The organism is Streptomyces pyxinae (assembly GCF_024756275.1).
GTDB lineage: Bacteria > Actinomycetota > Actinomycetes > Streptomycetales > Streptomycetaceae > Streptomyces > Streptomyces pyxinae.
On record NZ_JANUGQ010000028.1, the window covers coordinates 44140 to 70385 of the forward strand.

At 73.3% G+C, this 26246-nt stretch carries 22 protein-coding genes; 10 read left to right on the forward strand and 12 right to left on the reverse strand.

Annotated elements, in window-relative coordinates:
- Positions 1-60 precede the first annotated feature (60 nt).
- Complete coding sequence (gene npdG / locus NX801_RS25470; protein ID WP_258790247.1) at positions 61-774, reverse strand: NADPH-dependent F420 reductase; 714 nt, start codon at positions 772-774, stop codon at positions 61-63.
- Positions 775-846: 72 nt separating this feature from the next.
- On the opposite strand from npdG, the gene NX801_RS25475 reads away from it, so the two are divergent.
- Entirely contained in the window at positions 847-2115 is a 1269-nt protein-coding gene (locus NX801_RS25475; RefSeq protein WP_258790248.1) for an MFS transporter, read from the forward strand.
- A 57-nt stretch (positions 2116-2172) separates the two neighbouring features.
- Here NX801_RS25475 and NX801_RS25480 read toward each other — a convergent pair whose 3' ends face one another.
- The 3 genes from NX801_RS25480 to NX801_RS25490 form a co-directional block, all read right to left on the reverse strand.
- A complete protein-coding gene (locus NX801_RS25480) occupies positions 2173-2604 on the reverse strand; it encodes a hypothetical protein (protein ID WP_258790249.1) in 432 nt (143 codons plus the stop codon).
- Positions 2605-2707: 103 nt separating this feature from the next.
- Positions 2708-5110, reverse strand: coding sequence for a hypothetical protein (locus NX801_RS25485; RefSeq protein ID WP_258790250.1), 2403 nt, complete (start codon positions 5108-5110; stop codon positions 2708-2710).
- Between the two features lie 225 nt (positions 5111-5335).
- Positions 5336-5545, reverse strand: coding sequence for a hypothetical protein (locus tag NX801_RS25490; RefSeq protein ID WP_258790251.1), 210 nt, complete (start codon positions 5543-5545; stop codon positions 5336-5338).
- 58 nt (positions 5546-5603) lie between these two features.
- Here NX801_RS25490 and map point away from each other — a divergent pair, with 58 nt between their 5' ends.
- Positions 5604-6461 (forward strand): type I methionyl aminopeptidase, encoded by an 858-nt coding sequence (gene map, locus NX801_RS25495; protein WP_258790252.1) that lies wholly within the window; start codon positions 5604-5606, stop codon positions 6459-6461.
- Positions 6462-6781: 320 nt separating this feature from the next.
- A complete protein-coding gene (locus tag NX801_RS25500) occupies positions 6782-7447 on the forward strand; it encodes a biliverdin-producing heme oxygenase (protein WP_258790253.1) in 666 nt (221 codons plus the stop codon).
- On the opposite strand, the gene NX801_RS25505 is transcribed toward NX801_RS25500, so the two are convergent.
- The 3 genes from NX801_RS25505 to NX801_RS25515 all read right to left on the reverse strand — a co-directional run bounded on the left by NX801_RS25505 (position 7437) and on the right by NX801_RS25515 (position 11709).
- Complete coding sequence (locus NX801_RS25505; RefSeq protein ID WP_258790254.1) at positions 7437-8126, reverse strand: PhzF family phenazine biosynthesis protein; 690 nt, start codon at positions 8124-8126, stop codon at positions 7437-7439. The genes NX801_RS25500 and NX801_RS25505 overlap by 11 nt on opposite strands.
- Positions 8127-8460: 334 nt before the next feature.
- Entirely contained in the window at positions 8461-10128 is a 1668-nt protein-coding gene (locus tag NX801_RS25510; protein WP_258790255.1) for an HtaA domain-containing protein, read from the reverse strand.
- 57 nt (positions 10129-10185) lie between these two features.
- On the reverse strand, positions 10186-11709 hold the full coding sequence (locus tag NX801_RS25515; RefSeq protein ID WP_258790256.1) for an HtaA domain-containing protein: 1524 nt from the start codon (positions 11707-11709) through the stop codon (positions 10186-10188).
- Between the two features lie 333 nt (positions 11710-12042).
- Between NX801_RS25515 and NX801_RS25520 the strand changes: the two genes are divergently transcribed.
- From NX801_RS25520 to NX801_RS25535, 4 genes are all read left to right on the forward strand, one after another.
- Positions 12043-13068, forward strand: coding sequence for a heme/hemin ABC transporter substrate-binding protein (locus NX801_RS25520; RefSeq protein ID WP_258790280.1), 1026 nt, complete (start codon positions 12043-12045; stop codon positions 13066-13068).
- Between the two features lie 275 nt (positions 13069-13343).
- Positions 13344-14354 carry a FecCD family ABC transporter permease gene (locus NX801_RS25525; RefSeq protein ID WP_258790281.1) on the forward strand — a complete coding sequence of 337 codons (1011 nt, stop codon included), beginning with the start codon at positions 13344-13346 and terminating at the stop codon, positions 14352-14354.
- Positions 14355-14395: 41 nt separating this feature from the next.
- Positions 14396-15361 carry a heme ABC transporter ATP-binding protein gene (locus tag NX801_RS25530; RefSeq protein ID WP_428986232.1) on the forward strand — a complete coding sequence of 322 codons (966 nt, stop codon included), beginning with the start codon at positions 14396-14398 and terminating at the stop codon, positions 15359-15361.
- 318 nt (positions 15362-15679) lie between these two features.
- Entirely contained in the window at positions 15680-16717 is a 1038-nt protein-coding gene (locus NX801_RS25535; RefSeq protein WP_258790283.1) for an SCO2278 family lipoprotein, read from the forward strand.
- 239 nt (positions 16718-16956) lie between these two features.
- Here NX801_RS25535 and NX801_RS25540 read toward each other — a convergent pair whose 3' ends face one another.
- The gene (locus NX801_RS25540; RefSeq protein WP_258790258.1) at positions 16957-17697 is read right to left on the reverse strand and encodes a bifunctional DNA primase/polymerase; all 741 of its coding nucleotides are present in this window, start codon (positions 17695-17697) and stop codon (positions 16957-16959) included.
- Between the two features lie 452 nt (positions 17698-18149).
- Here NX801_RS25540 and ddaH point away from each other — a divergent pair, with 452 nt between their 5' ends.
- A complete protein-coding gene (gene ddaH, locus NX801_RS25545) occupies positions 18150-19034 on the forward strand; it encodes a dimethylargininase (RefSeq protein WP_346434239.1) in 885 nt (294 codons plus the stop codon).
- 73 nt (positions 19035-19107) lie between these two features.
- Here ddaH and NX801_RS25550 read toward each other — a convergent pair whose 3' ends face one another.
- The 3 genes from NX801_RS25550 to NX801_RS25560 form a co-directional block, all read right to left on the reverse strand.
- Positions 19108-20196, reverse strand: coding sequence for a small ribosomal subunit Rsm22 family protein (locus NX801_RS25550; RefSeq protein WP_258790260.1), 1089 nt, complete (start codon positions 20194-20196; stop codon positions 19108-19110).
- Between the two features lie 148 nt (positions 20197-20344).
- Entirely contained in the window at positions 20345-21790 is a 1446-nt protein-coding gene (locus NX801_RS25555; protein WP_428986229.1) for a multidrug effflux MFS transporter, read from the reverse strand.
- Between the two features lie 131 nt (positions 21791-21921).
- Positions 21922-23571 (reverse strand): alkaline phosphatase D family protein, encoded by a 1650-nt coding sequence (locus NX801_RS25560; RefSeq protein WP_258790262.1) that lies wholly within the window; start codon positions 23569-23571, stop codon positions 21922-21924.
- Between the two features lie 140 nt (positions 23572-23711).
- Here NX801_RS25560 and NX801_RS25565 point away from each other — a divergent pair, with 140 nt between their 5' ends.
- Both NX801_RS25565 and cutA read left to right on the forward strand, forming a co-directional pair.
- Positions 23712-24545 (forward strand): SDR family oxidoreductase, encoded by an 834-nt coding sequence (locus NX801_RS25565; RefSeq protein ID WP_258790263.1) that lies wholly within the window; start codon positions 23712-23714, stop codon positions 24543-24545.
- A 38-nt stretch (positions 24546-24583) separates the two neighbouring features.
- The gene (gene cutA, locus NX801_RS25570) at positions 24584-24925 is read left to right on the forward strand and encodes a divalent-cation tolerance protein CutA (RefSeq protein WP_258790264.1); all 342 of its coding nucleotides are present in this window, start codon (positions 24584-24586) and stop codon (positions 24923-24925) included.
- Between the two features lie 28 nt (positions 24926-24953).
- Here the strand turns inward: cutA and NX801_RS25575 are convergent, their stop codons facing one another.
- The gene (locus tag NX801_RS25575) at positions 24954-26132 is read right to left on the reverse strand and encodes a helix-turn-helix domain-containing protein (protein WP_258790265.1); all 1179 of its coding nucleotides are present in this window, start codon (positions 26130-26132) and stop codon (positions 24954-24956) included.
- Between the last annotated feature and the right edge of the window lie 114 nt (positions 26133-26246).

Here is a 26246-nt window from a genome sequence, read left to right on the forward strand (position 1 = left end):
CATGCCCCGCCCGCCCCCGGAGCCGGTCCGGCCGGACTCCTCCGGCCCCGGGGCCGGGGGCTACTTCTGTACGTCGGTGACGCGCAGGCCCGCGTGCGCCTGGTAGCGGCGGTTGACCGAGATCAGATTGGCCACCAGCGACTCGACCTGGTGGGCGTTGCGGAGCCGGCCGGCGTAGACCCCGCGCATCCCGGTGATCCGGCCGGCCAGCGCCTGGACCACGTCGGTGTCGGCCCGGGACTCGCCCAGCACCATCACATCGGTGTCGATGGCCTCCAGCGTCTCGTCCTGGAGCAGTACCGCCGAGAGGTGGTGGAAGGCCGCCGCGACCCGCGACTCCGGCAGCAGGGCGGCGGCCTGTTCGGCGGCGCTGCCCTCCTCGGGTTTGAGCGCGTAGGCACCCTTCTTGTCGAAGCCGAGCGGGTTGACGCAGTCGACGACGAGCTTCCCGGCCAGTTCCTCGCGCAGGGATTCCAGCGTCGCCCGGTGGCCGTCCCAGGGCACGGCGACGATCACCACGTCGCTGCGGCGGGCGCACTCGGCGTTGTCCGCCCCCTCGACGCCCCGGCCCAGCTCGGCGGCGGCCGCCTCGGCGCGCTCGGCCGACCGGGAGCCGATGATCACTTTCTGGCCGGCCCGGGCGAACCGGTACGCGAGCCCACGCCCCTGGTCTCCGGTGCCGCCGAGCACGCCGACGACCAGGTCCGAGACATCGGGCAGGTCCCAGGGATCCTTGCGGGCGGGGCTGTTGGATGCGGTGGTCGCAGTAGTCATGGCCCCGACCCTACGGTCTCCGGTGATAATCGGGTTGCCGTGGCGGGGCGGGCCGACGCAGCATGGTCGGCCGTGACCTCGAAGCTCTCCGCCGTACTCCCCGATCTCTCCCCCTGGCGTTCCTCACGGGACTTCCGAGTGCTCTGGGTACAGGGCCTGATCACCTACTTCGGCAGCTCCCTCGCCATGGTGGCGCTGCCGCTCCAGATCAAGGACCTGACCGGATCACCGCTCGCGGTGGGGGCGATGGGCGCGGTGGAGCTCGTCCCGCTGATCGTCTTCGGGCTGTACGGGGGCGCCCTGGCCGACTCGGCGGACCGCCGCAAGGTCATCGTGGGCACCGAGACCGGTCTCGGACTGCTCGCCGCGCTGCTGCTGGTCAACGCCCTGCTGTCGGAGCCGCTGCTCTGGCCGCTCTATGTGGTCGCGGGCGGGGTCTCGGCGCTGGCCGGCCTCCAGCGGCCCGCTCTCGACGCGCTGCTCGCCAAGATCGTCCCGCATGAGCAGCAGACGGCCGCCGCCGCGCTGAACGCGGTGCGCTGGCAGATGGGCATGATCGCGGGCCCGGCGGTCGCGGGTCTGCTGGTCGCCTACGCGGGTCACGCCCCCGCCTACGCGGTGACCGTGGCCTTCTTCGTCATATCGGTGCTGCTCTGTCTGCGGCTCACCCCGGCGCCGCCGAACCTGGCCACCGAGCGGCCGTCGCTGCGCGGGATCGCGGAGGGCGCCCGGTACGCCTGGTCGCGGCCGGTGCTGCTCGGGACGTACGCGGTGGACTTCGCCGCCATGATCTTCGCCTTCCCGAACACGATCTTCCCGTTCCTCGCCGACGAGCTGAACGCCGACTGGGCGCTCGGGCTGATGTACGCCGCCGGTTCGGTGGGCTCGCTGCTGCTGAGCCTGACCAGCGGCTGGACCTCGCGGATCCGCCGCCACGGGCTGCTGGTGGTGTGCGGGGCGGCCGGCTGGGGCGCGGCGGTGGCGGCGGCCGGCTGGTTCTCCAACGTCTGGCTGGTCCTGCTCTGCCTGGCCCTGGCGGGCGCCGGCGACATGCTCAGCGGTCTCGGCCGCTCCACCATCTGGAACCAGACGATCCCCGACGCCCTGCGCGGCCGGCTGGCCGGCATCGAGACCCTCTCCTACAGCACCGGCCCGCAGCTGGGCCAGGTGCGGGCCGGTGCCATGGCCGGCTGGACCGGCACCCGCCCGGCGGTCTGGGGCGGCGGCCTGGTCTGCGTGGCCTCGGTCGCCCTGCTGGCGGCCGTCCTCCCCAAGCTGGTCACCTACGACGCCCACACCGACGAGGACGCCCAGCGCCGCAAGGCCGCCGCGGCGGTGTGAGCCCGCGAAACAGCGGGGTGCCGCGCCCACGTGCCCGGTGCGGCACCCCGCGGCCGGTCACTTCCGGCGCGCGAGCCTGATCTCGGCCTCACACCTCAGCGTCTGCGTGTAGCGCCGCGAGCCCTGCTCGTACTCGAACCGGCAGCCCTTGACGTTGCCCGTCACCCGGCCCTTCACCTTCAGCCGGACGAGGTAATAGATGTCACTGCTGTTCTTCGCCCGCACGGTGACCGGCTGGTTGAAATAATCCTTCAGCCGGTCGAACTTCGGGGTTTCCTCCTCTCCCTCTCTCGACAACAGGTAGAGCCCCTGTGTGTCCTTGAGTTTGAAGGCCCCGTACCCCGCCACCTGGAGACCGTCCGGCACTTCCACCACTCGCACCCCGGTCACCCGAATGTCCTTGGAAGAGGTATTGACCGGCACGGGAAGCGCGAACCACCACTCCTCTCCGACGTGGGCCCTCTCAACCCCCGACAGACCTTGGGACATCCCGCTCTCGGCCAAGAGAAGACTGCCGTTCTCCCGGCCTTCCGAATCAACGGAAGGCCCGGAACATGCGGCAAGCAGAAGACCAACCGCAGCGACGCACAGCCTAATTGGAATGGAACATCCCCGGATTCTCATACAGACGCCCACCCCTCCCCCAAATATAATGAGCACGCCGCGCCTTGCCGGCATAGATGCGCTGAGCGTGATCACTGTCATAAGACGTTGAAGCGCCCAACGTGATCCCGTACACAGTTGCCGCTCTCTCGGTCTTGGAGCTCCGGCCCCACAGCAGCCCCCAGTAGCTGTCACGCACCGCAATGGCCCGATATTCGGGGCGCGACGTGGCGTAGTTACGAGGCCCGTCCTTGCTCATGACGTCCTTACCGATCTTGGCGGTGGCCCCGCCCTGCGGGATTTTGTACCCGCCGGGAGCTATTCGCCAGTACTTTCCCTTCAGCTTGGGAAGCTCGCCGCAGTACTGCTCCCATCGTTCCTTCGAATACTCGATGGGCACCATCCACTGCTTCGAGTAGTAAGGGCCTCGGTAGGCATGGGAAGTGGTGACGCCCATGGACGAGCCACGCGCGACCTTTCCGCTCACCGTCCAGTTCGAGCCATGACTGATGGCCACGTCGAACTGGCTGGACAGTTTGTTTGAGTACTCGACCTGCGAACGAGCATCCCAGTAGGCATGGCCCTCGCCGACCACCGTGTAAGCGATGCGGCTGGACTCACGGAACGCGAACCACTCGCACTGGCTGCGCGTCCGGTACGGCACCACCTTCTCGGAGCGGATGTCCGCGCCCTTCACCAGATACGGGTCGTAGCTCGCCGGCGCGGGACCGCGATCGCTCTGCCAGGTGGGTGTCGGCTCGTCCGTCGCGACAGTGAGCCTGTCATGTTCAGCGGCGTAGGTGTCGGCTGTCTGCGCCTCCGTGGCCGAAAAGGGTGAGTTGCCCGGGGCGTCGGCGGCGAGCAGAGGCAGGAGCGCGGTCGGCTCGGCCGAATCGGAGGCCACCGACGCCGCGAACGCGGTGGGTTTCCCCGTGCTCGGCGCCTCCGGCGCCGCGGTCAAGCTGACCGTACCGAACATGGCCACGCCCGAAGTCGTGGTTCCCTCGGTGCGGGCGATGACATTCAGCGCGCCGCCGTTGTCGTCCGCCGCCTTCTGGATATCCGCCGGCAGCGGATCCGGCAGCGTCAGTGACCACGCCCCGTCGGCACCCGTGCGCACCACACCAAGATCGGGCAGGTTCATCGCGGAGTCGCTGTCCTGGCGAACATCCGCGGCCTCGATCGTCACAGGCAGGTCGGCGGCCGGACTGCCGTCCCCGAGGACGAACTTCCCCGACACCTTCGCGGGGCCCGTGGGCTTCGGTTGCGGAGCGGGGGCCGGGGGAGCCTCCGGGACGGTTGCCTCGTCCGGTTCGGGGCCCACGGAGGGCCTGGCATCCTCCGGAGCTTCGACGAGACAAGGAACGGCGTTGACCAGTACCTCACCGAAGATGCCCACCCGTACCTCGTCCCTCGCGAGGGACAGCGACGACGGGGCACCGGTGAATCCCTTGACCACACCGGCGTAATCACGGCTTCCGGGCGTCTGCCCGCTGGGCCCGGAGTGTGTGTAGACCGTGCCGGGACCGGGACTCCACGCGCTCTTGGCGTCCGTCAGACCGGAGGCGATGACCACCGCGGCGCCCAGCGAAAGCGCCCCGCCGGTGAACGAGTACGGCCAGGACCGGACTTCTCCGTCACGCAAGCCGTACACCTGGGCGCCCACCGACCAGACCTTCGAGGACTTGCGCAGCTCGGTCAGAGCCGGGTCTGTCGCCAGGAGCCGCGCCTTCCGCGCCATGCTCGCCGTGGTTCCGGACGACGGATAAACGATCTGATAGAGGTCGAGGTTTCCCCCGGCGTCGATCGCCAGGACATTTCCCTCGGTGTCTGCCCAGATCTTCTCGAAGGTGCCCCATGGCTGGTCGGGGTTCTGCTTGAAGTTGTATCTCGGGGTCAACAAGCTCCCCCCGCTGCCCGTCATGTCCCGGTGCAGCCTGAGACCGCCCCCGCCGGACCCTCCGGTGATTTCGTAGATCGCACCCTTGTTACCGGCGATCAGTCGGCTCGAGGCCGGTACCGAGGCCGTGTCCGCCGTGTCGATCAGAGTTCCGTCGGCACCGGCGCTCCGCGGATTCCAGTCCACGTATTTACGCAATGTGCGGGTTGCGGCCCCGGGCGTCGCCGGAGCGGACGCGGGCGCATCTTCCAGCACATAGGTGGTGACGCTTGAATAACAGCTCTTCGGGCTGTCCGCCGCGTCATTTTCCGAAGCAATGGCACCGGGCGACGCTCCGACAGCCAGCAGCGCACCGACGCAAACCCCACCCAGCAGTCTCGTACGCTGTCCTTCAAATAAGCGTCTGGACGACACCGTTCCCCCTCGTTGAATCGACTGCACTTGGCGCGGTGAGATGACAGGGGATAGGAAGCAGACCGCAATCTCCGACATACAGTCGACTTTGCGCCATGAGTATCATGGCGCAAAGTCGCCCCCCGAAGACGGAATTCCGCTTCACCTCACCCCTGCCTTCACCGCCGCCAGGACAATCCCACATCGCACGGCGGCGATCAAGCTTCTTTTATCGATTTGAGCTTGAATTGAGGGAGTGTCCCCATCCGGGTCTCGCGCCTCGGCACAGCTCGCAGCCAGGGGGGCACCGGGTCGGGGCGGGAGTTACTTCTTCTCCTGCCAGCGGGGGTCGTTCTCCCATTCCTGGTTGCGCTCGCGGGCGGTCTCCATGGCGTGGGCGGCCTCCTGGCGGGTGGCGTAGGGGCCGAAGCGGTCGGCGGCGCGGCACTCGGGGCCCTCCTCGACCGTGCCGTGCTTCAGGCAGTAGTAGTACTCGCCCGCTTTGCCGGCCGTACGCTTCTTGAACAGGGCCATGGCGGCCTCCTTCCTCTGCCGCCATGGTGCCCCACCAGCGCTGGTTAAACTCGCTGGCATGTCTGGCCAGTCACTGCTCGTGCCCGGGGAGATCTCCCCGCTCCGTTCCGTTCCCGGATCCATCCGCCGTCCCGAGTACGTGGGGAGGCCGGCGCCCAAGCCGTACACCGGCTCCGAGGTCCAGGACTCCGACACCGTCGAGCGCATGCGCGTCGCGGGGCGCATCGCGGCCCGGGCGATGGAGGAGGCCGCCAAGCACATCGCGCCCGGCGTCACCACGGACGAGCTGGACCGGGTGGCCCACGAGTACATGTGCGACCACGGGGCTTACCCCTCCACGCTCGGCTACCGGGGTTTCCCGAAGTCGCTCTGCTCCTCGGTGAACGAGGTGATCTGCCACGGCATCCCGGACTCCACCGTGCTGCGCGACGGCGACATCGTGAACCTGGACGTCACGGCGTACATCGACGGGGTGCACGGCGACAACAACGCCACCTATCTCTGCGGCGAGGTGGACGAGGAGTCCCGGCTGCTGGTGGAGCGGACCCGGGAGTCGCTGAACCGCGCGATCAAGGCGGTCCGGCCGGGGCGGCAGATCAACATCATCGGGCGGGTCATCGAGTCGTACGCCAAGCGCTTCGGCTACGGCGTGGTGCGCGACTTCACCGGGCACGGGATCAACTCGTCGTTCCACTCGGGGCTGATCGTCCCGCACTACGACTCCCCCCACCACACGACCGTGATCCAGCCGGGGATGACGTTCACCATCGAGCCGATGCTGACGCTGGGCACCCATGAGTACGACATGTGGGAGGACGGCTGGACGGTGGTGACCAAGGACCGGAAGCGGACCGCCCAGTTCGAGCACACGCTGGTGGTGACGGAGACGGGGGCGGAGATCCTGACCCTGCCCTGAGCCCGCCCCGATCCTGTTCTCAGTCCCCTGAGCACTTCCCCGGGCCTGCCCCGAGTCCGTCCCGGCCCTGTCCGGGGCCCGTGCCGCCGTCCGGTACGGGCCGAGGCCGGGCGCCGGGGGATTTCGGCCGTTCGGGTTGCCGGGGCCGGCGAGAGGGGTAGCGTCTTTGCCGACAGGACGTCGGGAAGCGGTTGACTTAGGTAAGCCTAAGTAGGAGGATCGGCGGTGACGGCGGCCGGGGCTGCCCTCCACGGCGTTCCGCTGCCGTCGGGCCTGCTCCGTACCGCTGTCCCGTATCCCTCGGTCCCCGGAGGCCCGCCTTGGACGCCAGCGCCACTGTCACCCCGTTCTCGACGCTCATCCGCACGGCCTCGCACCAGCAGCACACCGAGGCGGAGAACTCCTCCTTCATGAGCGACCTGCTCGGCGGGCGCCTGGGCGTCGAGGCGTACGCCCGCTACACCGAGCAGCTGTGGTTCGTCTACCGGGCCCTGGAGGGCGCGGCGGCGGCGCTGGCGGACGACCCGGTCGCCGGGCCGTTCATCCGGCCCGAGCTGTTCCGCACCGCCGAGCTGGAGCGGGACCTGGCCCATCTGCGCGGGGCCGACTGGCGCGCCGGGCTGTCGCCGCTGCCGGCCACGGAGGCGTACGCGGACCGGGTCGAGGAGTGCGCCCGCACCTGGTCGGCCGGGTACATCGCCCACCACTACACCCGCTACCTGGGCGACCTCTCCGGCGGGCAGATCATCCGGGACCGGGCCGAGCGCACCTGGGGCTTCGCGCGCAAGGGCGACGGCGTGCGGTTCTACGTCTTCGAGGCGATCGACAACCCGGCGGCGTTCAAGCGCGGTTACCGCGAGCTGCTGGACGGGATCGACGCCGACGACCTGGAGAAGCAGCGGGTCATCGACGAGTGCAAGCGCGCCTTCGACTACAACGGCGCGGTCTTCCGGGAGCTGGGGAGCGAGTTCCCGCTCAGCGCGTGAGGGACCGGCGGCCGGGGCTCAGCAACCGCACCCGGCCGCCGAGTTCGGCCGTGCCGTCGGGGCCGGGGGCGGTCAGCAGCTGCGACCCCCGGCCCTGTGTGATGTTGAGCGCCCGGCCCAGCGCGGCCGTGAGCAGCAGGGCCGCCGCGCCGGTCGCCTCGTCCTCCGGCACGCCGTCGCCGCGCCCCGGGAAGCCCCGGGCACGGACCCGGCCGGCCGCCTCGTCCTCCCAGGCCCAGGCGTAGATCCAGCTGCCCGGCGGCGGGACCTCCAGCGCCTCCACCTCGGCGGCGGAGGCGTACTGCCGCAGGGTGCGGGGCGGGGCCCACTCGGGGCGGGCGGTGATCCAGGTGAACTCGCCGTCGTCCCGCGCCCACACCTCGCCCACCGGCGGGTTCAGCACTTCCAGATCGAGCAGCCAGGCGGTGCCGACCAGCGGATGCCCGGCGAACGGGAGCCGCTCCCCCGGGGCGTAGATGTCGAGGGCGCCGCGCTCGGGGTCGTCCACGAACACCGTCTCGCTGTAGCCGAGTTGCTTGGCCAGCGCCTGTCGGGACGCCTCGTCGGGGCAGGTACGGCCGTCCCGGACGACACCGAGCGGATTGCCGTGCCGCCCGTCGGGGCCGCAGAAGACGGCGAGAACCTCCAGCACATCGGCGGCGGTGGGGTGTTGCTTCACCGGGCCATTCAAGCACTTCGGGCGGGGGGTGGGGGTCCGCCCGGGTGCCCTCCGGGGGTATGCCCTCCGGGAGGGGTGCCGTCCGGGAGGGGTGCCGTCCGGGAGGGGTGCCGTCCGGGAGGGGTGCCGTCCGGGAGTGGGCTTCCTCGGGAAGGGGTGCCCTCCGGGAGGGGTGCCCTCCGGGGGCGGGGCTCCCTCCGGAGCCGGGCAGGGTGCGCCCTGGGCCCGGGCAACGGAAAGGGCCCGGCCCCGCGGGTGCGGGGCCGGGCCGGGCGCTCCGGACCCGTCCGCCGACGGGCTCCGGTCGTACGGCGGACGGGTCCGGAGCGGGTCGTCAGGCGGTCTGGCGCCGGCGGCGGACCGCGAAGACCACGGCTCCGCCGGCCGCCGCGGTCGCCGCGGCGGCGGTCAGGGCCGCGCCCGCCGAGATGCCGGCACCGGTCTCCGCGAGGGCACCGGAGTCGCCCATGGCGGCGGCACCGCCGCCGACACTGCCGCCCGTGCCGCCGCCGACCGTGCCACCGCCGGTGGTGGAGCCGGAGCCGCCGGTCCCTGCGGTGGCGCCGGAGCCACCGGTGCCCGCGCCGGAACCGGTTGAGCCGGAGGAGGCCGAACCGGTGGGCGGCAGCGGGGTGTTCTTGCCGGTGGAGAGCGCCACCGTCACCGGGTCGATGGTCTCGCCCGGCTTGTACGGGGAGCTGCCCCCGGGCATGGCGAAGGTGGCCGCCCCGGCGGCGGTGAACTTGGCGGGCAGGTCCTTGAGGGTCACCACACCGTTCTTGGCGGTCCAGTCGGCCTTGGTGAGGTCGAGGTCGGCGAACGCGATGTCGTTGAAGGCGGTCTTGCCGTTGGCGACGTCCGCGACCAGGGTGCCCTTGGCGCCGGTCGCCCGGATCTTCAGGTCGCTGATCTTCCAGTCGATGCCGTGCCCGGCGCAGGCGAAGCGCAGGGTGCCGTCGAAGGCGGCGTCCACCTTCTTGGCCTTGCCGTCCAGGGTGGCCTTGGTGAAGCGGAAGTCGTAGACGGAGCCGTTCTTGGTGGCGCCGGCCGATGGGGTGATGGTGCCGCCGCACATGGTGGTGACGTAGTTCCGCCAGGAGGCCCGGACGCCCCAGGTCAGCTTGCCGGAGAGAATGGCGGCGGGCTGGGGAGCCGGCTTGGTGCCGGAGCCGCCGGTGGTGGTGGAACCGCCGCCGGTGGTGGTGGAACCGCCGCCGGTGGAACCGCCGGAGGTGGCCGTACCGCCGCCGGAGGTCGTGCCGCCCGCCGTGGTGGAGCCGCCCGCGCCGGACGTGGAGCCGCCCGCGCCGGAGGTCGTACCGCCGGCCGTGGTGGAACCGCCGGTCTGGCCGCCCGTCTGACCGCCGGTCTGGCCACCGCCGGTGGCCGGCTTGACCGTGACGGTCGCCGGGTCGAGCGGGGTGCCCTCCGGGTAGTTGCCGAATATCTCGGCGCCCGTCTTGGTCAGTTTGGCCGGGATGTTCTTGAGCGCGATGCTGCCGTCGGCGCCGTTCTCCGTCTTGATGCCGGTGGTGTCGAGCGTGGCGATGGCGGCGTCGTCCTTGTCGAACGCGTTGCCCTGCATGTCCTTGCCGACCACATCGGCGGTGATCTCACCGGTCGGGTCGGCCGGGCCCTTGGTCTTCAGCTTCAGATCGCTGAACTTCAGGTCCAGCTTGCCCTCGTGGGCCAGGAACCGGACGCTGCCCTTGAAAGCGGTGGAGATGCCGTGGGTGGCCATGTCGTAGGTGCCGGTGCCCTGGGCGAATCCGAACGGGCCGTTGCCGGCGCTCTGGGTGGCCCCGTCGGCGGTCTCGATCTTGCCGGCGCCGAAGGTCACCACGTACGTGCGGAAGGACTCTTTGATGCCCCAGTCCAGGGTGCCGTCCTTGAGCTCCACCGCCGGGGCGCCACCGGGGGCGGCGGCGGCCGGAAGGGTGAGGGCGGTGGCGCCGAGCGCGGCCGCCGTGGCGACGGCGGCGGCAAGGGCGATGGGACGCATGGTCGTTGTTCTCCTCGGATCGGGGGTGGGCGGCGCTTCGGCCCGGGCCGTCGGGGGTCAGCCGGCGGTGCCGGTGCCGGTGTCGTCGGTGGTGGTGGCGGTGCCGGGGCCATCGGTTTCCGTGGCGGGGGCGGGGGTGCGGCGGCGCCGGACCAGGTAGGCGGCGAGGGCGGCCAGGGCCAGTACCCCGGCGCCACCCGCGACACAGGCGGCCACGGGGACGGCGGACGAACCGGAGGCGGCGGGCGCGGAGGCCGGGGCGGCGGGGCTCGCGGTGGTGGACGGACCGGTGGCGGCGGGGGACGCGGTGGTGTCGCTGCCCAGGTCCGGCAGGGCCGGCAGGGCGGCCCTGGCGTCGGTGGCGACGGCCAGTGAGACCGGGTCCATGGCGGTGCCCGCCCGGTAGAGGGAGCCGAACGCCCTGGCGCCGGGCGCGGTCAGCACGGCGGGCGCCTCGGTGATGACGGCGAGTCCGTTCTTCGGCGTGAAATCACCGGCCGTGAAGGTGACCAGGGGCACGGCCTTCTCGGTACGGCCCCCACCGGTGACGTCCGCGCTCAGCGTGCCCTTGCCGTCCTTCACCCGCACGGCGACGGCGGCGAGGGTCAGGTCGAGCTGCTTGCCGGTGAAGCGGACGCTGCCGGTGAATCGGGCGTCCAGAACACCGGACTTGGCGTCGTACGCGCCGGTGCCGCGCGGGAAGCGGAAGAGCGCACCGCCGTCCTGGGCGCCCCCGGCCAGGGTCCACTCGCCCCGGGCGATGGCGCCGGTGACGTACTCCCGGAAGGTGCGGCGCACCCCCCAGTCCACGGCCGCGTCCCGGAAGGCCCCCGGGGCGGCCGAGCCACTCGTCCCCGGCGAGGCGGAAGCGGAGGCGGCGGCAGAGGCGGACGGCCCGGCGGTGGATGAGGGGGAGGGCGCGGACGAGGACGGGCCGGCGGGCGCCGTGACGTCGACCGAGAGGGAGACCGGGTCGAGCGCGGTGCCGGCCGTGTAGTAACCGGCGAACGCCTTGGCGCCGTCGGCGGTGAGGGCGGCGGGCACGGTGGAGAGGGCGACCGGGGAGCCGCCGCCGCGCATGTCGATTCCGGACAGGTTCAGCGAGGCGAAGGGCACCTGGGAGGTGGTGGTGAACCGCCCGCTGCCCCTGGCCCTGCTGACCATGTCGGCGTAGAGGGTGCCGCTGCCGCCGGATATCCGGACCCGGGGCCGGCTGATGGTGAGGTCGAGTTCATTGCCGCCGTCCGGTTTCCGGTGGCCGGTGAAGTGGACGCCCCCGCCGAAGGCCGCCTCGAAGGCGCCGGTGGCCGGGTCGTAGGAGCCCCGGGCGGAGTGGAACCGGAACTGGCTGCCGCCGACCGTGGCGGCGCCCCCGGTGAGGCTGAAGTTCCCGTGGGCGATGGGCCCGGTGACGTAGCTCTGGAACGAGGACTTGATGCCCCAGTCGAGCCGGCCGCCTCGCACCGTACGGTCCTCCGCCCGTGCCGTGGCGGCCGGCAGCAGGGCCACCGGGAGCGCCGCGAGCAGGGCGACGGCGAGGGCGCGGACACGGAGGCGCACCGATCCGGACAACGGCAGCATGGGGGTCCCCTCGAAGGGCTAGCGAGCAAGGTAAGGCTAACCTAAACTACCTCCGCGCAATCCGGAACAGCCCTCCGGAGGCCCGTTCCGGACAGCTTCCGGCGGCGGGCCGACCGCGGGGAGTGTGCGGCACTTCCGCGGCACGTCTGCGGCGTTCCGGAGGCACGGCTGCGGCGTCTCGACGGCGTTTCCGGTACTGCGGCCGCGGCGTTTCCGTGGCGCGGTCGCGGCATTTCCGGACCCGTGCCCGGCGGCGCGACGACGGACGACGAGACGACGACGGATGCCGATGACGACTACGACTACGACTACGACTACGACTACGACAGGACGGTGCTCCCGGTGCTCAGAACCCGCCTCGCCACCGCGTTGGCGGCGGCCCTCGCCCTCGCCCTCGCCGCGACCGGCTGCGGTGGAAACGGCGACGGCGGCGGTACGGGCCCGGCCGGGAGCGCCGGGGCCCGTGCGGCCGCCCCGCCCGACCGGGTGGAGCCGCTGGCCGGGACGCCCGCGCCCGCTCTGCCGGTCACCGTGGCCTCGGCCGACGGCAGTCCGGTCACCGTCGCCTCGGCCGACCGGATCGTGCCGCTCACCGGCTCGCTCAACGAGATCGTCTTCACCCTGGGCCTCGGCAAGCGGGTGGTGGCCCGGGACATCACCGCCACCTTCGAGCAGGCGGCCGGGCTCCCGGTGGTCACCCGCGCCCACGACGTGTCGGCCGAGAGCGTGCTGTCGCTGAAGCCGACCGTGGTGCTGGCCGACACCACCACCGGGCCGGTCGAGGCGATCGCCCAGATCCGGGACGCGGGCGTGCCGCTGGTGGTGGTCCCGCCCGCCAAGTCCCTGGCCGATGTGGACACCCGGATCGAGACGGTGGCCCGGGCGCTGGGCGTCCCGGCGGCGGGCGCCGCGCTCAAGAAGCGCACCGACGGACGGATCGCGGCGGTACGGAAGAAGATCCCCGCCCGCACCGACCGGCCGCGCGTGGCCTTCCTCTATCTGCGCGGCTCGGCCTCGGTCTATCTGCTCGGCGGCCGGGAGTCCGGGGCCAGTTCGCTGCTGGAGGCGGCCGGGGCGGTGGACGCGGGCAAGGCGTCCGGGCTCATCAAGGACTTCACCGCCATCACCAGCGAGGCGCTCGCCAAGGCCGCGCCGGACGCGATCCTGGTGATGACCAAGGGACTTGAGTCGGTCGGCGGTGTGGACGGTCTGGTGAAGATCCCGGGCGTCGCGGAGACCCCGGCCGGCGCCGACCGCCGGGTGGTCGCGGTGGACGACGGCGTCCTGCTCAACTACGGCCCGCGCACCGACCAGGTGCTGTCCTCGCTGGTGAAACAGCTGTACGGAGATGGCAAGTGACCTCTCAGGCGATCGACTCCCCCGGCACGGAGGGCACTTCGGGCGCCGGCACCCGCGGCAGCGCTCCCGGCACGGACACCCGGGCCGAGACCGCTCCCGCCGTGGGTGCGTCTGGCAAGGGCCCTCGTGACGCGGGCGCTCATGACACCGGTGCTCATGACACAGGCGCTCGTGACACGGGTGTTCGTGACACGGGTGTTCAGGGCGAAGGCAGGGGCCGGGGCGGGGGTGGCGCCGGGCCCGGCGGCGGTTCCGGCCGGGCGGGCCGGGCCTGGCTGCTGACGGCCGGGCTGCTCGCCGCGCTGGTGCTGCTCGCCCTGGTGTCGGCCGGGCTCGGCGCGTACGAGATCCCGCTCGGAGACGTACTGGCGTCCCTCGGCAACCGGATCGGGCTCGGCGGCCGTCCGCTGGACCGGACGGCCGAGAGCGTGCTGTGGAACATCCGGCTGCCCCGGGTGGTGCTCGCCCTGCTGGTGGGTGCCTCGCTGGGGTGCGCGGGCGCGCTGATGCAGGGTGTGTTCGGCAATCCGCTGGCCGAGCCCGGGGTGATCGGCATCTCCTCGGGCGCGGCGGTGGGCGCGGCGGGCTCGATCGCGCTGGGGCTGGGCTTTCTCGGCACCTGGACGGTGAGCGTCTGCGCCTTCGTGACCGGACTGGGGACGGTGCTGCTGGTGTACGCGGTCTCCCGGGACGGCGGCCGGACCGAGGTGGTGACCCTGATCCTCACCGGGATCGCGGTGAACGCCTTCGCCGGGGCGCTGATCGGGCTGTTCATCTTCTTCGCGGACAACGCGCAGGTCACCCAGATCACCTTCTGGCAGCTCGGCTCGCTCGCCCAGGCCACCTGGCCGAAGGTGCTGGCGGTACTGCCGTGGGCGGTGGCCGGTCTGGCGATCGCCCCGCTGTACGCCCGGAAGCTGGATCTGCTGGCCCTCGGCGAGCGGCCGGCCCGGCATCTGGGCGTGGACGTGGAGCGGTTGCGGATGGTGCTGATCCTGGTGGTGGCGCTGCTGACGGCGGCGGCGGTCGCGGTGGCGGGGATCATCACCTTCGTGGGGCTGCTGGTGCCGCATCTGCTGCGGATGGCCAACGGGCCGGGCCACCGGTTCCTGGTGCCGGGCAGCGCGCTGGGCGGTGCGGTGGTGCTGACCGCCGCCGATCTGGGGGCCCGCACGGTGGCGGCCCCGGCCGAGCTGCCGCTCGGGGTGCTGACCGCGCTGCTCGGCAGCCCGTTCTTCTTCTGGCTGCTGCGCCGGACCCGGCGCAGGCAGGGAGGCTGGGCATGAGGGCGCTGGAATCGGCGGAGCGGCCGGCGCCGGGGCTCCGGATGCGGGTACGGGCCGGTCTCCGGCGCCGGGGGCGGGAGTTGCCCGGCCCGGTGGCGCCCGGGGAGGCGCTGGCACGGGTGTCCGGCGTCCGGGTGCGGCTCGGCGGGCGGGAGGTGCTCGCCGGGGTCGACATGACGGTCCGGGCGGGCGAGGTGCTGGCACTGGTCGGGCCGAACGGGGCCGGCAAGTCCACCCTGCTCTCGGTGCTGGCCGGGGATCTGGCCCCGGAGACCGGGGTAGGGACGGACACCGGGGGCGGGGCCGGGGGCCGGGCGAAGACCGGGGCCGGAACGGAGACCCGGTCCGGGGCGGGTGACGGGGCCGGAACGAGCGGTGGGGCCGGCGCGGGGCACGGGGTGTGGATCGCCGGGCGCCTCGCCGGGGACTGGAGCGCTCCCGAACTGGCGCTGCGGCGGGCGGTGTTGCCGCAGGCGGCGACGCTGGCGTTCCCGTTCCCGGTGGTGGAGGTGGTCCGGATGGGCCGGGCTCCCTGGGCGGGCACCGCGCGGGAGGAGCGGGACGAGGAGGTGGTGGCCGGGGCGATGGCCGCCACCGAGGTCGCCGCCTTCGCCGGCCGGCCGTTCCCGTCGCTCTCCGGGGGCGAGCGGGCCCGGGTGGCGCTGGCCCGGGTCCTGGCCCAGGAGGCCCCGCTGATGCTGCTGGACGAGCCGACCGCCGCGCTCGATCTGCGCCATCAGGAGCTGGTGCTGCGGCTCTGCCGGGAGCGGGCCGCCGCCGGGCACGCCGTCGTGGTGGTCCTGCACGACCTGGGGCTGGCCGCCGCGTACGCGGACCGGGTGGCCGTCCTCCACGACGGGCGGGTGGCGGCGGACGGCCCGCCCGCCGAGGTGCTCCGCGACGAGTTGCTGACCGGCGTCTACCGGCAGCCGGTGGAGGTGCTGGCCCACCCCCGCACGGGCGCGCCCCTGGTGCTGCCCCGCCGGGACGGGCCGACGACCGGCTGAGGCGGCACCGGGAGCGGGCCGGGGGCCGGCACCGGGACCGGGACCGGTGTCTTCCGGGAGCACCGGGCGGAACCGGCACCCGGCGGCCCTACCGGCCCCGGCCCGGGTAGGGTTCGGACGGTCCATGGGGGTCGAGGGAGCAGAAGGCAACCGATGAGCAGGCTGGGTCGGGGGAGGCGCCGCGCGGCGGCCGTACGGTCGGTGACGGCGACAACCATGCCCGTGGTGACACCGGCGGCGGCCGTACGGTCGGTGACGGTGACGGCGATGCCCGGGGCGACACGGGCGGCGGCCGTACGGTCGGTGACGGTGACGGCGATGCCCGGGGCGACACGGGCGGCAGCCGCCGGGCCGGCCGCCCGGGGCCGGCGCCGGGGTCCGCTGCGGGGCCTGGCCGCCACCGCCGTGGCCACGGTGCTGGCGCTGACGGCCGGCGGCTGTGTGACCGTCCACGGTGAGCTGGCGGTCGTACCGTCGGCGAGCCGGGCGGAGGCCGCCCGGGCGCTCAAGGACTTCACCGAGAGCTACAACGCCTCCAACGCGGCGTACGACCCCGCGCTGAACGCCGGCCGGGTGACCGGCGCCCTGGGCGCGATCAACCAGGCGGGGCTGAAGGCCCGGAGCGTCACCCAGCCGGGCGGCAACCCCCGGCACAAGCCGCTGATCCTCTCCGACGCCGCCTTCACCATCCCGAAGAAGGCCGGGTGGCCGCGCTGGTTCCTGGCGGACGCCACCGCCGACCAGGGCTCGGGCCCGTCCACGACCTCCCGCTGGGCCGTCGTCTTCGTGCGCAACGGTCCCCAGCAGCTCTGGGAGGCGGCCTATCTCCAGGTGCTGGCCCGGGACGAGCTGCCGAAGTTCCGGACCGACGCGGACGGCTGGGCGGTGCCGGTGGCGGCCGACGCGGCGGAGCCGGCGGTCGCGCCCCGGGAGCTGAGCCGGGAGTACGTCTCGTACCTCCGGACCGGCAGACCCGAGCACTTCGCGGCGGGCCCCGAGACCTCGGCCTGGCGGGAGAAGCGCCGGACGACGGCCAGCCGGCCGGGCCTCTCCACGCAGTACGTCGACCAGCCGCTGGACTCGGGCGACTTCGCTCCGCTCGGGCTGGCAACCGAGGACGGGGGCGCGCTGGTCTTCTTCGCGACCCGCTACTTCGACCGCCAGACGGCCGCGGCCGGCTTCCGGCCGAGGACGAACGCGGAGGTACGGGCGCTGACGACCGGCCAGGTGAAGTCCACGCTCACCAAGGAGTGGGTCTCCAGCCAGGTGGCCCGGGTGGCCCCGGCGGGCGCCCGGCAGAACCAGGTGACGGTGCTCAACCGGATCCAGGGCGTGGTGGCGGCCAAGGGCTCCTGACCGCCGTCCGGGACCGCTGGTCCTCCGGGACTCCCGACCGACTCCGGGCCTACCGGCCGGCTCCGGGGCTCCCGACCGGCTTCGGGCCTACCGACCGTCCGGGACAGCTGATCGTCCGGGACCGCTGGTCGTCCGGGATCGCTGGTCGTCCGGGGTTCCTGGCCGTCCCGGGGTTCCTGGCCGGCCCGGGGTTCGGCCGCCCGGGGGCGCGGCCCCGGGGCTTCCCGCTCCGCCGCCGGTCAGCGCCGAGTGGGCCAGGCCACCGCGTGCCGGTCGTGCTCGTCGCCGTCGAACTGGTCGGCGTGGCGGGCGCAGGCGTCGGTGAGGGTCTCCAGCAGGGTCAGCGGGTCCGGCAGCGGGTGCTCGGGGCCCCGCAGCCAGTCCACGCCCAGCTCACCGGGGAGCCGGGCGGGCGGTACGAGCACATAGCTGCCGCGGCAGTGCCAGCGCAGCCCCGGGTGCTCGTCCATGGTCTCGGGGTGGCAGTCCAGCTCGCAGGGCCACCACTCGTCCTCGTCCTCGGGGGTGCCCCGGGTGGCGGTGAAGAAGAGCATCCGGCCGTCGCCGGACTCGGCGACCGGGCCCACGTCGACGCCGTCCGCGAGCAGCCGCTCCAACGCGGCGCGACCGGCCTCCAGCGGAACGTCCAGGACGTCGTGGACCATGCCGGTCGCGGTGATGAAGTTGGCCGCCGGTTCGGCGGTCGCCCAGCGCTCGATCTGGACGCGGTCGGTGGTCGACTGCGTCTGCCAGGCGAAGGAGAGCGGATGCCGGGCGGGGGTGGGACAGCCGATGCGCTCACAGGAACACCGGTAGCCGACCGGATGCGCGGCGGGGGCGAGCGGGAGTCCCGCGGCTGCGGTGGCCAGGAGCAGATCCGCGCGGCTGGGGGCCTCGGCGGCGGTTTTCCTGGGCCGCCGGCGCAGCCAGTGCGCGAGTTTGCTCTCCGTGCCGCGGTAGCGGCCGATCCCGTCGCCCATCTATCCCCTCACACCTCTGCGCAGACGTGCTGGACCCTGCCGGTCCCTGCCATGGTCCCACCATCCTGCGCCCCGGGTGACCGGAGTCGGGAACGAGGGGTGAGGAGACCGGGTCTTCCCGGTGACGTACCGCGCCGAAATGACCCTATTTCCGGTGTTTCGCACCCGCGCCGCACCCCTCCGCGCCCCCTCCGCCACCGGTCCGGCGTGACCGGCCCCACGCCGCCGGACCGGCGCCGGAGCACCTCCCGGCCTCCGGAATCCACGACTCCGCCCCTGGCGGGCGACCGGCCGACCGGCAGGGGCCGGCGCACCGGTGGGCCGGGCGACGTGCCGGGCGGTATGCCGGGAAGCCGTACGAGGTGCCGCCCGAGACGCGGCACGAGGCCTCCCGCGGAGTCCCGTACGAGGTGTCGTACGAAGCACGCCGACGATCCGGTGCGCGGAGGCTCCTGAGGGCTCACCATGGGCAGGGCACGCACACCCCGCGTGCGCCCCAACACGCCCGTGAGGAGCCCTCCTTGCACCGTGACGCGACACCCCGCCGCTACCTGATGTGCCCACCCACGCACTTCAGGGTGACCTACTCCATCAACCCGTGGATGGACCCGGCGAAACCGGTCGACCTGCGCCTCGCCCTCACCCAGTGGGAGGACCTGCGCGACCGCTACCGTGGACTCGGCCACACCGTCGAGCTGCTGGAACCCCGCGACGACCTGCCCGACATGGTGTACGCCGCCAACGGTGCCACCGTCATCGAGGGCCGGGTGCTGGGCGCCCGGTTCGCCTTCCCCGAGCGCACCGCCGAGGCCGAGGTGCACCGGGACTGGTTCCGGGCGCACGGCTTCGCCGACGTACGGGAGCCGGACCATGTCAACGAGGGCGAGGGCGACTTCGCCGTCACCGCCTCGTACATCCTGGCCGGCCGGGGCTTCCGGTCCAGCCCGCTGTCGCACCCCGAGGCGCAGGAGTTCTTCGGCAGACCGGTGATCGGGCTCGATCTGATCGACCCGCGCTACTACCACCTGGACACGGCGCTCTGTGTGCTGGACGAGGCGGCGGGCGAGGTCATGTACTACCCGGGCGCGTTCAGCCCCGGGAGCAGGGCGGTGCTCGCCCGGCTCTTCCCGGACGCGCTGATCGCGAGCGAGGCGGACGCGGCGGCGCTGGGGCTGAACGCGGTGAGCGACGGACGGCACGTACTGCTGCCGCAGGCCGCGGTGGGGCTGTTCGAGCCGCTGCGGAAGCGCGGCTTCGAACCGATCGGGATGGATCTGGACGAGCTGCTGAAGGGCGGGGGCAGTGTGAAGTGCTGCACCCAGGAGCTGCGGCCCTGACACGCGCCTGGCACTGAACTGCCCCCTACCCCTCGCTCGGACGTCCACGTGGTCCTGACGTCCGCGCGGGGGCTCAGCGGGAGGCCGGGCGGGGCGGCCAGCGGTCGCCCCACTCGGTGTCCCGGGCCGCCTTGTAGAGCACCCCGTGCCGCTTGGTCACGGTCTCCCGGCGCAGCCCCTGCCCCTGCCGCCCGCCCGCGCTCCCGGCGCTCTCGGCGCTCTCGGCGCTCTCGGCGCTCTCGGCAGGCTCACCCTCCGTACCGCCCGCGCAGAGGTCCAGCAGCACCTGGCCCTTGCGGATCTGCGGCTTGCGGATCACCCGCTCCGGCACCGGTTCGGCGGGGAACCGGGTGGCCACGACATAGCCGAACTTCTCGTCCTCGTACGCCAGTGAGCCGCCCTTCACCCGCCGGTGCAGCGAGGAGCGGCTGACCCGGGCCGCGAAGTGGCACCAGTCGCTGCCCGGCACGATGGGGCAGGCGGCGCTGTGCGGGCAGGGGGCGGCGATCCGGAATCCGGCGGCGATCAGCCGGTCCCGGGCCTCGATGATCCGGTCGTAGCCGTCCGGGGTGCCCGGCTCCACGATCACCACCGCCCGCGCGGCCCGGGCGGCCTCCGTGACGACGGCGGCCCGGTCCTCCGGGGTCAGCTCCTTGAGCACGTACGAGACGGTGACCAGGTCGGTGTCCTCGATCCGGAGCGCCGAGCCGATCCGCGACCGCTCCCAGCGGGCCTCCCGCAGCCCCGGCACCCCGGAGGCGACGGCCAGCTCCCGGCCCAGCCGCAGCGCGGGCTCGGCCCAGTCCAGGACCGTCGTACGGGGGGCCCGCTCCGCTTCCTCCCAGGCCTCGGCCACCGCCCAGGTCGCCGCGCCGGTGCCGCCGCCGATGTCGGTGTGGGTGGCCGGCGCCCACTCCGGCGCCGCCTCCCGCAGCGCGTCCACCGCCGCCCGTACCGCCTCGAAGGTGGCGGGCATCCGGTACGCGGCGTAGGCGGCCACGTCCGAGCGGTCCCGCAGCACGGGGGCGTCGGTCGGGGTGGTGCCCCGGTAGCTGGCGATGAGCCGGTCGACGGCGGCCGCGGCCTGGGTCGGGGGCAGCCCGTCGAGCAGCCCGGCGAGGGCGGCGCGCAGGGCTTCCGGGGCGGAGGGGGAGGCGTTCACCGACCCATGGTAGGCGGCGGTGCGGGAGCCCCGGTCACGGCGGGGGCCGGTCGTGACCGGCGCTTCCGCCGCTGTACGAGCCTCCCGGCGCGACGGCAGCCGGGAGGGCCGTACCGCCAAGCCTTCAAGCCATCAAGCCTTCAGGCCGTCATACCTTCGGGCCCCCGTCCGACTGCTCCGCGCCCTCGGGGCGTCCCGGGCGGCAGAGGCCGAGGAAGCAGCCCAGCGCGGCCAGCGCGCAGACCAGCTGGACCACGGCCATCGGCACCGCCGTGCCCTCGCCCGCGACGCCGACCAGCGGTGAGGCCACGGCGCCGACCAGGAACGAGGTGGTGCCCAGCAGCGCCGAGGCGGACCCGGCCGCGTGCGGGGTCCGCATCAGGGCCTGGGCGTTGGCGGTCGGCATCGCCAGGCCCATCGCGGCCATCACCACGAACAGCCCGGCGGACACCGGAACCAGCCCCACGTCCCCGACCAGCCCGCTGGTCATCACCAGCAACGCGGCGGAGGCCACGGCGATCACGGCGAGGCCGGTGCCGAGGACCTTGTTCATGTCCACCCGGCCCATCAGCAGCTTGCCGTTGACCTGGCCGACGATCACCAGCCCGACCGAGTTGAGCCCGAAGAGCAGGCTGAAGGTCTGCGGGGAGGCCCCGTAGATCTCCTGGATCACGAAGGGCGAGGCGGAGATGTACGCGAAGAGGACGGCGAAGGCCAGTCCGGCGGTGAGCGTGTAACCGGTGAACACCCGGTCGCCGATCAGGCCCCGCATGGTGGCCAGCGCCTCGCCGACGCCGCCCGGGTGGCGCCGCTCGGGCGGCAGGGTCTCGCCCAGCCACCGCCAGACGACCAGGGTGAGCAGCAGGCCCACGGCGGTGAGCGCGTAGAAGACCCCGCGCCAGTCGGTGAGCCGCAGGATCTGGCCACCGATGAGCGGGGCGACCACCGGCGCGACCCCGGAGATCAGCATCAGTGAGGCGAAGAACCGGGCCATCGCCACGCCGTCGTAGAGATCGCGCACCACCGCCCGGGCGATCACGATGCCCGCCGCCCCGGCGAGTCCCTGGAGCAGCCGGAAGCCGATGAGCAGCCCGGCGCTCGGCGCGAAGGCGCAGACGGCGGTGGCCAGCACGTACACCAGCATGCCGATCAGCAGCGGCCTGCGGCGGCCCCACTTGTCGCTCATCGGGCCGACCACCAGCTGGCCGAGCGCCATCCCGGCGAGGCAGGCGGTCAGGGTGAGCTGGACGGTGGCGGCGGGCGCGTCCAGGACCCGGGTGACCTGCGGCAGCGCCGGGAGGTACATGTCCATGGAGAGCGGCGGCAGCGCGGTGAGGCCGCCCAGGATCAGGGTGACCAGCAGGCTCGCCCGCCGCGCCCCGGCACCCGCCACCGGTGCCGGGGCGCCCGGGGTCGCCGGGGCGGCCCCGGTGAGCGGCGTGGTCCCGGCCACCGGGGCGGCCGGGTCCGCGCCCGGCGCGGGCAGGTGTTCCCGCTGGTCCCGCGCGCGGTCTCCTCCGTGTTCCCGCGCGTGGGGGACGTGCTCCTGGGCGGTCGGCACGTGTTCTCGGCTTCTCGGGCCGCTGTCCGGCATGCTCGGCTCCTGTTCCATGGGTAGGCCATCCATGGTGACAGCTCGCCCCTGGTTGTTGAAAGCTCAAGCTGCGGCGCTCCGGCGGACGGCCCCGGGACCCGGCCGGGTCCCGGAACGCGGCCCCGCCCACGTCAGGCGGGCTTCAGCCCCGGTGTGCCCGCCTCGGTGACGAAGGAGGCGGCGGTGGTGACCGGGGCGCCCGGGACGGTGACCTTCGCCACGGTGCGGAAGTCCGCCCGGGCCAGCCGCTCGGTGAGGGTGACCTTCAGATAGCCGCGCCGCCCGTCGTAGAACCGCAGGTGCGGATTGGCCCGCAGGAAGGTCTCCCAGTTGGCCGGGTGCTCGGCGCCGTCCTTGCCGCTGGCGACGGAGGTGGCGACCAGCTCGGTGCCGACCGTGCGCGACCCGGGGTCGTCGAAGTCGGCCTTGAGGTCGAAGGCGTACCCGACGTGCACATCGCCGGTCAGCACCACCAGGTTCTCCACCCCGGCCGCGCGGACCCCGTCCAGCAGCCGCTGCCGGGAGGCCGGGTAGCCGTCCCAGGAGTCCATGGAGAGCTTGAAGTCCGGGGTGGTGCGGTCGCGCCGCTGGGCGAAGGTGACCTGCTGCGGCACCAGGTTCCAGCGGGCCGACGAGCGCCGCCAGCCGTCGAGCAGCCAGCGCTCCTGGGCGGCGCCGACCATGGTGCGGGCGGGGTCCTCGGACTCCGGGCCCGGCCGCTGCCAGCCGTCGCCGTACGCCTGGTCGGAGCGGTACTGCCGGGTGTCGAGCACGTCGAACTGGGCCAGCCGCCCGAAGTGCAGCCGCCGGTAGAGGCGCATGTCCGGACCGGTCGGGCGCTGGGGCGCGCGGAGCGGCTGGTTCTCCCAGTAGGCCCGGTACGCGGCGGCCCGGCGCAGCAGGAACTCCTCGGGCGGCACGTCGTTCTCGGGGATGTCGCCCGCGTAGTTGTTCTCGGTCTCGTGGTCGTCCCAGGTGGCGACGAACGGATGGGCGGCGTGCGCGGCCCGCAGATCGGGGTCGGTCTTGTAGAGCGCGTACCGCAGCCGGTAGTCGTCCAGGGTGACCGTCTCCCGGTTGAAGTGCGCGGGGAGGGTGCGGTCGGTGTAGGCGCGGGCGCCGCCGGTGGCGTTCACCGCGTACTCGTAGAGGTAGTCCCCGAGGTGGAAGACCAGGTCCAGGTCCTCGCCGGCGAGGTGGCGGTGGGCGGTGAAGTAGCCGTCGTGGTACGCCTGGCAGGAGACGGCGGCCAGCCGCAGTTCCCTTACCCGGGCCCCGGGGCGCGGCGCGGTCCGGGTACGGCCCACCGGACTGGTCCACTTCCCCGCGCGGAACCGGTAGTAGTACACCCGTCCGGCGTCGAGCCCGGCGACCTCGGCGCGGACGCTGTGGTTGAACTCGGGGTGGGCGGTGGCCTCGCCGCGCCCGGCGATCCGGCGGAACCGCTCGTCGTGCGCCAGTTCCCAGCGGACGGCGACCCGGGCCCGGGGCAGCCCGCCGCCGGGCTCGTACGGGCGGGGCGCCAGCCGCGTCCACAGCAGTACGGCACCGGGCAGCGGGTCGCCCGACGCCACGCCGAGGGTGAACGGGTCCTCGGTGATCCGCCGGGCGTCCAGTTCGGCGGCGTGCGCGGAGCCGGGCAGCCCCACCGAGAAGGCGAGCGCGGCGGCGGCCGCGGTGCCGGTGAGCAGCGAGCGGCGCCCGATGTGCCGGGCGGCGGCCCGCAGTTCGGGCGCGTGCCGGCCGAACTGCGGTGCGGTGGCGGTGCTGGCGGCGGTCATGGGAGACCCCTCCTCGGATTCGGGTGGCCGGAGGCCATTGGAGGGCGTCCGGATGGGGTGCGCTTATCGAGTACGCGACATCCGTATGTCGGTCGCATGAGTTCGTGGTGCGGTCCGGGCCTCCCGTACGCTCCGGCCCCATGGACGCACAGCGCACCGGAGGCCCGGAACCCACCACCCACAACAGCGGCACCGGGCGAAAGGTGGCGGTCGTCACCGGCGCGGGTTCCGGCATCGGCCGCGCCGTCGCGCTCGCCCTGGCCGCCGACGGCTGGACCCTGGCCCTGGCAGGCCGCCGCCCCGAACCCCTGGCCGAGACGGCCGCGTTGGCGCGAGAGGCGGTTATCCGGCAGTCGGCGGAGCCGGCCGACCCGGACTTCCTCCCCCTCCCCACCGATGTCACCGACCCCGCCGCCGTGGCGGCCCTCTTCGGCGCGGTCCGCGACCGTCACGGCCGGCTGGACCTGCTCTTCAACAACGCGGGAAGCTTCGCGGGCGGCGGCACGCCCCTGGAGGAACTGGACCACGCCACCTGGCGGTCGGTGGTGGACGTCAACCTCACCGGGGCGTTCCTCTGCGCCCAGGCGGCGTTCCGGCTGATGAAGGAGCAGTCCCCGAGCGGCGGCCGGATCATCAACAACGGCTCCGTCTCCGCGCACGCCCCGCGCCCGCACTCGGTGGCGTACACCGCGACCAAGCACGCCGTCACCGGCCTGACCAAGTCGCTCTCGCTGGACGGCCGTCCGTACCGGATCGCCTGCGGCCAGATCGACATCGGCAACGCGGCCACCGAGATGACCGCCGCGATGACGGCCGGCGTCCCCCAGGCCGACGGCCGGCTCGCCGCCGAACCGGTGATGGACGCCGCCGACGTGGCCCGGACGGTCGCCCATATGGCCGCCCTGCCGCTGGAGGCGAATGTCCAGTTCGCCACCGTGCTGGCCACCAACATGCCGTACATCGGCCGCGGCTGACCGCCCGCCGGGAGCCCGGCCGGGCGTACGCTGCCCGTATGACGGAACGCGAATCCCGCGCCCATGTGGTGGTGACCACGACCACCGACGCCAAGGAGGCGGCCTACGAGCTGTCCGACACCGCCGTGCGCGAGCGACTCGCCGCCTCCGCACAGGTGTACGGCGTCTCCTCGGTCTACCGCTGGGCGGGCGAGGTCACCCGCAACGACGAGTGGCGGGTCGACTTCAAGACCCGGGCGGACCTGGTGCCCGAGCTGTCCCGCTACCTGCGCGAGAACCACGAGTTCCTGGAACCCGAGATCGTCGCCGTCCCCATCGTCGACGGCTCGGCCGGCTACCTGAACTGGATCACGGAGCAGACGGAGCAGCCGCCCCGGTAGCCCCGCGCGGCTCCACGGCGCCGCTCCCTCAGGGCGCCAGCCCGGTACGCCTGGCCAGCGTCAGCAGCTCGGGCCGGCTCCGCTGATGCAGCACGAACAGCACCCGCAGTACCTCCCGGCTCATCGGATGGACCTCCGCCATCTGCGGCGCCACCCGGAAGGCATGCCGCAACGCCTCCTCGGCCCCGGGGAGGTCCCGGGTGGCGAGGCGGGCGCGTGCCAGATCGATGAAGAACCGGCCGATCCGGTTCGGTCTGAGCCCCGGCGGGAAGTCCCGCTCCAGCGGGGCGGCCATCCGCACCGCCTCGCCCGGCTGGTCGAGTTCGATGTGGGCGGCGAGTTCATAGAGGGCGGTGTTCCCCTCACCGAAGGTCAGATTGTGCACCAGCTCGTCGCCGGACAACTGGGCGGCGAGGCGCCTGGCGTGCCGCAGATGGTCCCGGGTGGCCGCCTTGTCCCGGTGCCGCGAGGCCAGCACGACACCGCGCAGATGCAGGGACCCCAGCACGATGACGGCCTCCGGCCCCTCGCCCCGGACGTGCTCGTACCGGCCGATCGCCCTCTCCACCACGGCCAGCCCCTCGGCGTACTGCCCCGCGCTCTGGAACGTCCCCGCCTCGTTCCAGCAGGCCGCCGCCTCCGCCGCCGGGTTCCAGGTGCGCTGCGCCGCCCACTGCTGCCGGGAGACGATCATGTCGGCCAGGTCCGCCTGCGCCAACCGGTGCGCCGCCGCGTAGGCGCAGCCGTACAGATCCGCGACCCGCGCCCACGCCTCCGGCTCCCCCTCCGCGACCAGCGCCGTCGCCGTGGCCTGCCCCAACAGCTCCGGCAGCTCCCGGAGAAGCTCCAGGTACCTGGTCTCCGCCCGCAGCGCGTCCGCCCTCCGCACCCCGGCCGCCAGCACCTCCGGCGGCGGAACGTCCTCCCGCGGCAGCGTGTGCCGCCGTACGGCGTCCCGCAGGCCGTCGAGAAGGCGGGCGTGCTCCGAGGGGCCGGGAAACGGCTCCCCGGTGATCCGGGCCGTGCCGACGCCCAGTGCTCCGGCCGCATCGGTGATCATCGCCGGCGACAAGGGGCGCAACCCGTCCTCGACCAGCCGCAGCCGGGAGACCGGAATCCCCATGCCCCGCGCCAGCGCCGCACGGCTCACACCGAGGGCCCCGCGCAGGGCCGCCAGGTTCCCACCCGCACCGGGCGCGCGCTCCATCGTCCGTTCCTCTCCCGGCACCGGACCGGCCGGGCGCCTGCCGGTCCCGCGCCGTCTCACGCCACCGCGTCGGTGATCGCCTCGCGCAGCCCCCTGGAACCTCCGTCGCTCCAT

What these genes read in the sequence shown, in the direction of transcription:
- NX801_RS25565 (WP_258790263.1), top strand. Translation starts at nt 23,712, where the DNA reads ATGGACGCACAGCGCACCGGAGGCCCGGAACCCACCACCCACAACAGC.
- NX801_RS25535 (WP_258790283.1), top strand. Translation starts at nt 15,680, where the DNA reads ATGCCCGGGGCGACACGGGCGGCAGCCGCCGGGCCGGCCGCCCGGGGC.
- map (WP_258790252.1), top strand. Translation starts at nt 5,604, where the DNA reads ATGTCTGGCCAGTCACTGCTCGTGCCCGGGGAGATCTCCCCGCTCCGT.
- NX801_RS25540 (WP_258790258.1), bottom strand. Translation starts at nt 17,697, where the DNA reads ATGGGCGACGGGATCGGCCGCTACCGCGGCACGGAGAGCAAACTCGCG.
- NX801_RS25555 (WP_428986229.1), bottom strand. Translation starts at nt 21,790, where the DNA reads ATGCCGGACAGCGGCCCGAGAAGCCGAGAACACGTGCCGACCGCCCAG.
- NX801_RS25515 (WP_258790256.1), bottom strand. Translation starts at nt 11,709, where the DNA reads ATGCTGCCGTTGTCCGGATCGGTGCGCCTCCGTGTCCGCGCCCTCGCC.
- npdG (WP_258790247.1), bottom strand. Translation starts at nt 774, where the DNA reads ATGACTACTGCGACCACCGCATCCAACAGCCCCGCCCGCAAGGATCCC.
- cutA (WP_258790264.1), top strand. Translation starts at nt 24,584, where the DNA reads ATGACGGAACGCGAATCCCGCGCCCATGTGGTGGTGACCACGACCACC.
- NX801_RS25530 (WP_428986232.1), top strand. Translation starts at nt 14,396, where the DNA reads ATGCGGGTACGGGCCGGTCTCCGGCGCCGGGGGCGGGAGTTGCCCGGC.
- NX801_RS25575 (WP_258790265.1), bottom strand. Translation starts at nt 26,132, where the DNA reads ATGGAGCGCGCGCCCGGTGCGGGTGGGAACCTGGCGGCCCTGCGCGGG.
- NX801_RS25560 (WP_258790262.1), bottom strand. Translation starts at nt 23,571, where the DNA reads ATGACCGCCGCCAGCACCGCCACCGCACCGCAGTTCGGCCGGCACGCG.
- NX801_RS25490 (WP_258790251.1), bottom strand. Translation starts at nt 5,545, where the DNA reads ATGGCCCTGTTCAAGAAGCGTACGGCCGGCAAAGCGGGCGAGTACTAC.
- NX801_RS25485 (WP_258790250.1), bottom strand. Translation starts at nt 5,110, where the DNA reads ATGTCGGAGATTGCGGTCTGCTTCCTATCCCCTGTCATCTCACCGCGC.
- NX801_RS25480 (WP_258790249.1), bottom strand. Translation starts at nt 2,604, where the DNA reads ATGTCCCAAGGTCTGTCGGGGGTTGAGAGGGCCCACGTCGGAGAGGAG.
- NX801_RS25510 (WP_258790255.1), bottom strand. Translation starts at nt 10,128, where the DNA reads ATGCGTCCCATCGCCCTTGCCGCCGCCGTCGCCACGGCGGCCGCGCTC.